The sequence below is a fragment of the Pseudoduganella aquatica genome (assembly GCF_009857595.1).
In the GTDB taxonomy this organism is placed as follows: Bacteria; Pseudomonadota; Gammaproteobacteria; order Burkholderiales; family Burkholderiaceae_D; genus Rugamonas; species Rugamonas aquatica_A.
Genome location: NZ_WWCU01000053.1, coordinates 22,023 through 28,835, shown reverse-complemented (window position 1 = coordinate 28,835; position 6,813 = coordinate 22,023). Strand labels below are relative to the sequence as shown.

At 64.5% G+C, this 6,813-nt stretch carries 6 protein-coding genes; 2 read left to right on the top strand and 4 right to left on the bottom strand.

The window, feature by feature from the left end; all coding sequences use genetic code 11:
* From mrdA to GTP77_RS27445, 4 genes are all read right to left on the bottom strand, one after another.
* Positions 1-2,034 (bottom strand): penicillin-binding protein 2 (gene mrdA, locus GTP77_RS27460; protein ID WP_161075339.1); only part of this gene is annotated, 2,034 nt, incomplete at its 3' end.
* A 20-nt stretch (positions 2,035-2,054) separates the two neighbouring features.
* A complete protein-coding gene (gene mreD, locus GTP77_RS27455; protein WP_161075338.1) occupies positions 2,055-2,567 on the bottom strand; it encodes a rod shape-determining protein MreD in 513 nt (170 codons plus the stop codon).
* Positions 2,564-3,586: a rod shape-determining protein MreC gene (gene mreC / locus GTP77_RS27450; RefSeq protein WP_161075337.1), complete on the bottom strand. Its 1,023-nt coding sequence runs from the start codon at positions 3,584-3,586 to the stop codon at positions 2,564-2,566. The genes mreD and mreC overlap by 4 nt, the downstream gene beginning before the upstream one ends.
* Positions 3,587-3,688: 102 nt before the next feature.
* On the bottom strand, positions 3,689-4,732 hold the full coding sequence (locus tag GTP77_RS27445; RefSeq protein ID WP_056398240.1) for a rod shape-determining protein: 1,044 nt from the start codon (positions 4,730-4,732) through the stop codon (positions 3,689-3,691).
* Positions 4,733-5,006: 274 nt separating this feature from the next.
* Here GTP77_RS27445 and gatC point away from each other — a divergent pair, with 274 nt between their 5' ends.
* Positions 5,007-5,306 (top strand): Asp-tRNA(Asn)/Glu-tRNA(Gln) amidotransferase subunit GatC, encoded by a 300-nt coding sequence (gatC, locus tag GTP77_RS27440; RefSeq protein WP_161075336.1) that lies wholly within the window; start codon positions 5,007-5,009, stop codon positions 5,304-5,306.
* Between the two features lie 11 nt (positions 5,307-5,317).
* The gene (gatA, locus tag GTP77_RS27435) at positions 5,318-6,799 is read left to right on the top strand and encodes an Asp-tRNA(Asn)/Glu-tRNA(Gln) amidotransferase subunit GatA (protein ID WP_161075335.1); all 1,482 of its coding nucleotides are present in this window, start codon (positions 5,318-5,320) and stop codon (positions 6,797-6,799) included.
* Positions 6,800-6,813 lie beyond the last annotated feature (14 nt).

Below are 6,813 nucleotides of genomic sequence, written 5' to 3'. Positions count from 1 at the left end.
AGGCTGCGCGCCGGCGGCCGCTGCTGCGCCAGCGGCGGCAGGGGCGGCCGGAGCGGCGCCGCCCGCAGCGCTGCGCTGTTCGTTGATGACGGCAGCCGCTTCTTCGTCGGCCGGATCGAGCACCGGCTCGAAGGCTTCCGCGTCTTCCTTAGGCACCTTGGTGGTGTCCTTCTCCGGCGTCTTGCCCAGCAAGTAGTAGTCCAGCACCTTGCGCGCGATAGGCGCGGCCACCGCGCCGCCGAAGCCCGCATTCTCCACAATCATGGCCAGCACGATCTTCGGTTTCTCCGCCGGGGCAAAGGCCGTGAACCACGCGTTGTCGCGCAGGCGCTCGTCGATCTTGGCCGCGTTGTACTTCTCGTTGGCCTTGATGGCCACCACCTGCGCCGTACCGGTCTTGCCGCCCACGGCGTAGCCGGCGTTGGTGAAGGCGCGGTAAGCGGTGCCGCCCGGCTCGCTGGTCACGCCCACCATGGCGTCCTTGATCAGGTTGATGTTTTCCTGCTTGAGCGGGATGCGGTAGCTTTCCTTGGGCACGGTCAGCGTGCGCGCGCGGGTAGCGCCGTCCTCGACGATCTTCACCAGGTGCGGCTTCATCACCACGCCGTTATTGGCCAGGATGGACACGGCCTGCGCCACCTGCAACGGCGTGTAGGCGTTGTAGCCAGAGCCGTTGGCGATGGAGATGGTGTCGCCGCCCACCCACTTGCCCGCCTGCGGATTTTTCTTGAAGCGGTTGCGCTTCCATTCCTGCGAAGGCAGTACGCCGGTCTTCTCGTTATCGAGGTCGATGCCTGTGGGCTGGCCGAAGCCGAAGGGCTTCATGAAGTCGTGAATGGCGTCGATGCCCATGTCGCGGCCCAGAACGTAGTAATAGGTATTGCAGGAGACGACGATGGACTTGCGCAGGTCCACCGTGCCGTGGCCGCCCACCACGTCGTCGCGGAATTTGTGCGCGCCGAGATAGAAGAAGCCCGGATCGCCTATCGCCTGGCTGGGCGTGCGCTTGCCCAGTTCCAGCGCGGCCAGCGCCATGAAGGGCTTGAAGGTGGAGCCCGGCGCATAGGTGCCGGACAGCGGGCGGTTCAGCAAAGGACGGTCCAGCGAGGTATTCAGTTCGTTCCAGCTTTGCGAGTCGATGCCGTCCACGAACAGATTGGGGTCGTAGCCGGGGCGCGATACATAGGCCAGGATGTCGCCGGTTTCCGGCTCGATGGCCACCAGCGCGCCGCGCCATTCGCCGAACGCTTCCTCCACCACCTGCTGCAGCTTGATGTCGATCGACAGTATCAGGTTGTTGCCCGGCGTGGCCGGCGTGCGCGACAGGGTGCGCACCGCACGCCCGCCGGCCGATACTTCCACTTCCTCGTAGCCGGTAACGCCGTGCAGCTGCTTCTCGTAGCTCTTTTCCAGGCCTTCCTTGCCGATATGCTCGGTGCCCTTGTAGTTGCGCGCGTCATCGCCCGCCTCGATCACCTTCGCTTCGCTCTGGTTGATGCGGCCGATATAGCCCAGCACATGCGAAGCCGTTTCGCCCAGCGGATACTGGCGGAACAGGCGCGCCTGGATTTCCACGCCGGGGAAGCGGAAACGCTGCGCCGTGAAGCGCGCCACTTCCTCGTCCGACAGGCGCGTGCGCAGCGGCACGCCTTCGAAGCTCTTGGTTTCTTCCAGCAGGCGCTTGAAGCGCTTGCGGTCCTTGGTTTCCACCGACACCAGCTTGGACAAGTCGTCGATCACCTGCTCCAGCGGCACGCGCAGCTTGGACGGCGTGATCTCCAGCGTGTAAGCCGAGTAATTGCTCGCCAGGACCACGCCGTTGCGGTCCACGATCAGGCCACGGTTGGGCACCACCGGCACGAAGGCGATGCGGTTCTCCTCGGCCTGCGTCATGTAGTGGTCGTGGTGCAGCACTTGCAGCCAGATGAAGCGTGCCAGCAGCAGCCCAAAGCAGACGAACACCAGCAGGCCGAGCGCCGACAGGCGCAGCCGGAACAGCTGCAGTTCGCGTTCTGTATTCTTTAGTTCAGTCATTGCAGGGTGAGGTCCAACCGCTAGATTGGACGCGTGTGGTCTTTATCCACGGCGCGGCGCTGCGGCGCGAGCAGCAGCATGGAGATCACTGGCCACAGCACCACGGCCACGGCGCTTTCGATGAAATACCAGAAGCCGGGGAATTTGCCGGACACGAAGAAGCGCACCAGCAGCTGCACCGACTGCGCCATGAGCAGCAGCGGGAACACGTGGACCGCTTGCGTCATCATCGGGAACCACAGCACGCGGCGGTGCATCATGATGGCGAAGTAGGACAGCAGCGTATAGGCCAGCGCATTTTCGCCCAGCAGCGTGGCGTCATGCACGTCCATCAGCAGGCCGAGGAAGAAGGCGGTGCCGATGCCAACCTTGCGCGGCTGGTGCACGCCCCAGAAGACCAGCGTGAGCGCCACGAAGTCCGGCGCGCCCACGAAGTGGCCCCAGGGCAGCAGGTTAAGCAGGAAGGCGCAGAACAGGCTGAAGGCAATGAACAGCGGGCTGACCGGCAGCAGAATATAGTGGGGGCGATTCATCGCGCGTCTTTCTTAGGTTCGGCGGCAGGTGCAGCTGCCGGTGCCGCTGCTGCCGGCGCGGCGGCAGGCGTGGCGGCCGGCGTGGCCGCTGCGGCAGCGGCGGCGGCTGCTGCTGCCTCCTTCGCGGCGGCCTTGCCCTTCTTGGCCGGTTTGATCGGTTCCTCTTCCGGCGGCCGTGGCGGCAGGTCCGGCGGCGACATCAAGATCAGCAGCTGGCGGTGGTTCTGGATGCCGGCCAGCGGCTGGCACACCACGCGGCCAAAGGCCCCGTTGCCGTTGTTCTCCACTTGCGACACGCGCGCCACGGCCAGGCCGGCCGGGTACACGCCGTCGATGCCGGAGGTGATCAGGATATCGCCCACCTGCACGTCCGCATTGGGCGCCATGAAGCGCAGGTCCAGCTGGCCGGACTGGCCGCGTCCATACGCCACGCTGCGCAAGCCGTTGCGCAGCAGCTGCACCGGAATGGCCTGCTCCTTGTCGGTTAGCAGCGTCACTTCGGAGGTGAACGGGAACACCCGCGTCACCTGCCCCACCACGCCCTGGTTGTCGATCACCGGCAGGCCCAGTTGCACGCCCGCCTGCGCGCCCCGGTCCAGCACCACCTTGCGGCTGGCGCTGTCGCGCGCGTCGTACAGGATCTCGGCCAGCATGGACTTGCCCGGCACGTGGCCGCGCGCGTCCAGCAGCTTGCGCAGCTGGGCGTTTTCCGTGCTGTGGAGCTGCGCCTGCTGCAAAGCCTGCGCCGTGGCGATCTGCTGCTGGCGCAGCTCGCGCACCTGCTTTTCGAGCGAAGACAGCGAGGAGAAATAATCGCCGACGCCGTAGATCGCGTCGCGCGGCATGAGGGCCGCCATTTGCAGCGGATAAAGCACCGTGCCCACCACCTGCCGCACCGCCGTCAGCGCGTGCATGCGCGCGTCGGCCAATAGCAATGCGATCGAAATGCAGGCGAACAGCGTCATCTTGACGCGTGCGGACGCGCCTTGTTTAAAGAGTGGCGGAGGACTGTATTCCATGACTTCCAATAAATCAGGCGCTCGCGCGCCACCACGGCCTTAGCCTGAAAAAACCAGCTTAAAAAGCAGAGGGGCGGCTCCTGGCCGCCCCGCTTACTCAGATCATTCGTAGGAGAAGATGGAGCCCAGCTGGTCCATCCGCTCCAGCGCCATGCCGGAGCCGCGCACCACGCAGGTCAGCGGGTCTTCCGCCACCAGCACCGGCAGGCCGGTCTCCTCCATCAGCAGGCGGTCCAGGTCGCGCAGCAGTGCGCCGCCACCGGTCAGCATCATGCCTTTTTCGGCGATGTCCGCGCCCAGTTCCGGCGGGGTCTGCTCCAGCGCGTTCTTCACGGCCGAGACGATGTTGTTCAGCGGGTCGGTCAGCGCTTCCAGGATCTCGTTGGACGAGATGGTGAACGAACGCGGAATGCCTTCGGACAGGTTGCGGCCCTTGACTTCCATTTCCTTCACTTCGGAACCCGGGAAGGCGGAACCGATGGCCTTCTTGATCGCTTCGGCGGTCTGTTCGCCGATCAGCATGCCGTAGTTGCGGCGGATGTAGTTGACGATGGCTTCGTCGAACTTGTCGCCGCCCACGCGCACGGAGCCCTTGTACACCATGCCGCCCAGCGAGATGATGCCCACCTCGGTGGTGCCGCCGCCGATGTCGACCACCATGGAGCCGGTGGCGTCGGAGACCGGCAGGCCGGCGCCGATTGCGGCGGCCATCGGCTCTTCAATCAGGTACACCTGCGAGGCGCCGGCGCCCAGCGCCGATTCGCGGATCGCGCGGCGTTCCACCTGGGTCGAGCCGCAAGGCACGCAAATAATGATGCGCGGCGACGGGCGGAAGAATTTGGAGTCGTGCACCATGCGGATGAACTGCTTCAGCATCTGCTCGGTCACGGTAAAGTCGGCGATCACGCCGTCCTTCATCGGGCGGATCGCCTCGATGTTGCCGGGAACCTTGCCCAGCATCTGTTTTGCTTCCTTGCCGACCGCCTGGATGGTCTTCTTGCCGTTAGGACCGCCTTCCTGGCGGATTGCAACTACCGACGGCTCGTCCAGCACAATGCCGGAGCCGCGTACATAAATCAGGGTGTTGGCCGTGCCCAAGTCAATGGCCAGATCGGTGGAAATATACCTGCGTAAAAAACCAAACATGAGTATCCTGTGGCGCGTTGCCCGCACGCGCGGGCAGTTATAGGGAGTATCCGTGGAAGCGGCGGCGGCCTGTGCAACAGGTGCATGGCGCCAGCTACGCATCAACCCGCCATTCTACCTTATAATTCCAATGTTATTTACCAATAATCCACTCTAAAGTGCGAGGCCGCAACGCGTAAATTACGCGGTAATTGCCGGGTTTTCAAGGTCAAATAGCCGGATTTACAAGTTCTTTATCAATACTACAACCGCGCGGTCCGCCGCGCCTCTCGCCATGTCCCTGACACTATCCGACGTAAAACGCATCGCCAACCTGGCACAACTGGAAATGAGCGAAACCCAGGCGGGAACCGCCCTGGAACAGCTGAACGGCATTTTCGCGCTGGCCGAGCAGATGCAGGCCGTGGACACCACCGGCGTCGCTCCTCTGAGCCACCCGCTGGCGGCCCACATGAACATCACCCTGCGCCTGCGCGAGGACGTGGCCACCGAGCCGAATCGCCGCGAACATTATCAAAAGGTCGCGCCGAAAACCGAAGATGGCCTGTATCTGGTACCAAAAGTGATTGATTAAGAATAATGTCCATGCACACCAAAACCATTAAAGAGCTATCCACGCTCCTGCAGAACAAAGAAATTTCCGCCACCGAACTGGCGACGCATTTCCTGGACCGCATAGAGAAAAGCGAGCTGAACGCCTTCCTGCACGTGGACCGCGCACTGACCCTGGCGCAAGCGGCCGAAGCCGACGCGCGCATCGCCGCCGGCACCGCCACCCCGCTGACCGGCGTGCCGATCGCGCACAAGGACATCTTCGTGACCCAAGGCTGGCGTTCGACCGCCGGCTCGAAGATGCTGGCCAACTACGTCAGCCCCTTCGACGCGACCGTGGTGCAGAAGTTCAACGCGGCCGGCATGGTCACGCTGGGCAAGCTGAACTGCGACGAATTCGCCATGGGCTCGGCCAATGAGAACTCGGCCTTCGGCCCGGTGAAAAACCCCTGGGACCACGCAGCCGTGCCGGGCGGCTCGTCGGGCGGTTCCGCCGCCGCCGTGGCCGCGCGCCTGGCGCCGGGCGTGACCGGCACCGACACCGGCGGCTCGATCCGCCAGCCGGCCGCCTTCTGCGGCATCACCGGCATCAAGCCGACCTACGGCCGCGTGTCGCGCTTCGGCATGATCGCCTTCGCCTCCTCGCTGGACCAGGGCGGCCCGATGGCCCAGACCGCCGAAGACTGCGCCCTGCTGCTGAACGCCATGGCCGGTTTCGACGAGCGCGACTCCACCAGCCTGACGCCCGAGCAAGGCGGCGTTGAGGAAGACTTCGGCCGCGACCTGAACCAGCCGCTGGCCGGCCTGCGCATCGGCGTGCCGAAAGAGTACTTCGGCGAAGGCCTGGCGGCCGACGTGGAAGCGGCCGTGCGCGCCGCGCTGGCGAAATACGTGGAACTGGGCGCGACCCTGGTCGACATTTCGCTGCCGAACACCGCGCTGTCGATTCCCGCCTATTACATGATCGCCCCGGCGGAAGCCTCGTCCAACCTGTCGCGCTTCGACGGCGTGCGCTTCGGCCACCGCGCCGACGGCTACAAAGACCTGCAGGACATGTACAAGAAGACCCGCGCCGAAGGTTTTGGCCCGGAAGTGCAGCGCCGCATCATGGTGGGCACCTATGTGCTGTGCCACGGCTACTACGACGCCTACTACCTGAAAGCCCAGCGCATCCGCCGCCTGATCGCGCAGGACTTCGAAGCCGTGCTGAGCGGCCCGAACGCCGTCTGCGACGTCATCATGGGACCGGTTGCCCCTACCGTGGCCTGGGACCTGGGTTCCAAGTCGGACCCCGTGGCCAACTACCTGGCCGACATCTACACCCTGTCCACCAGCCTGGCCGGCCTGCCCGGCATGTCCATCCCTTGCGGCTTCGGCCAGGGCGACAAGAACGGCAAGCGCCCGGTCGGCCTGCAGATCATCGGCAACTATTTCGCCGAAGCCAAGCTGTTGAACGTGGCACACCAGTTCCAGCAAGCAACCGAGTGGCACAAACAAGCCCCGAGCGGCATCTAATCCCTTACTTGAGA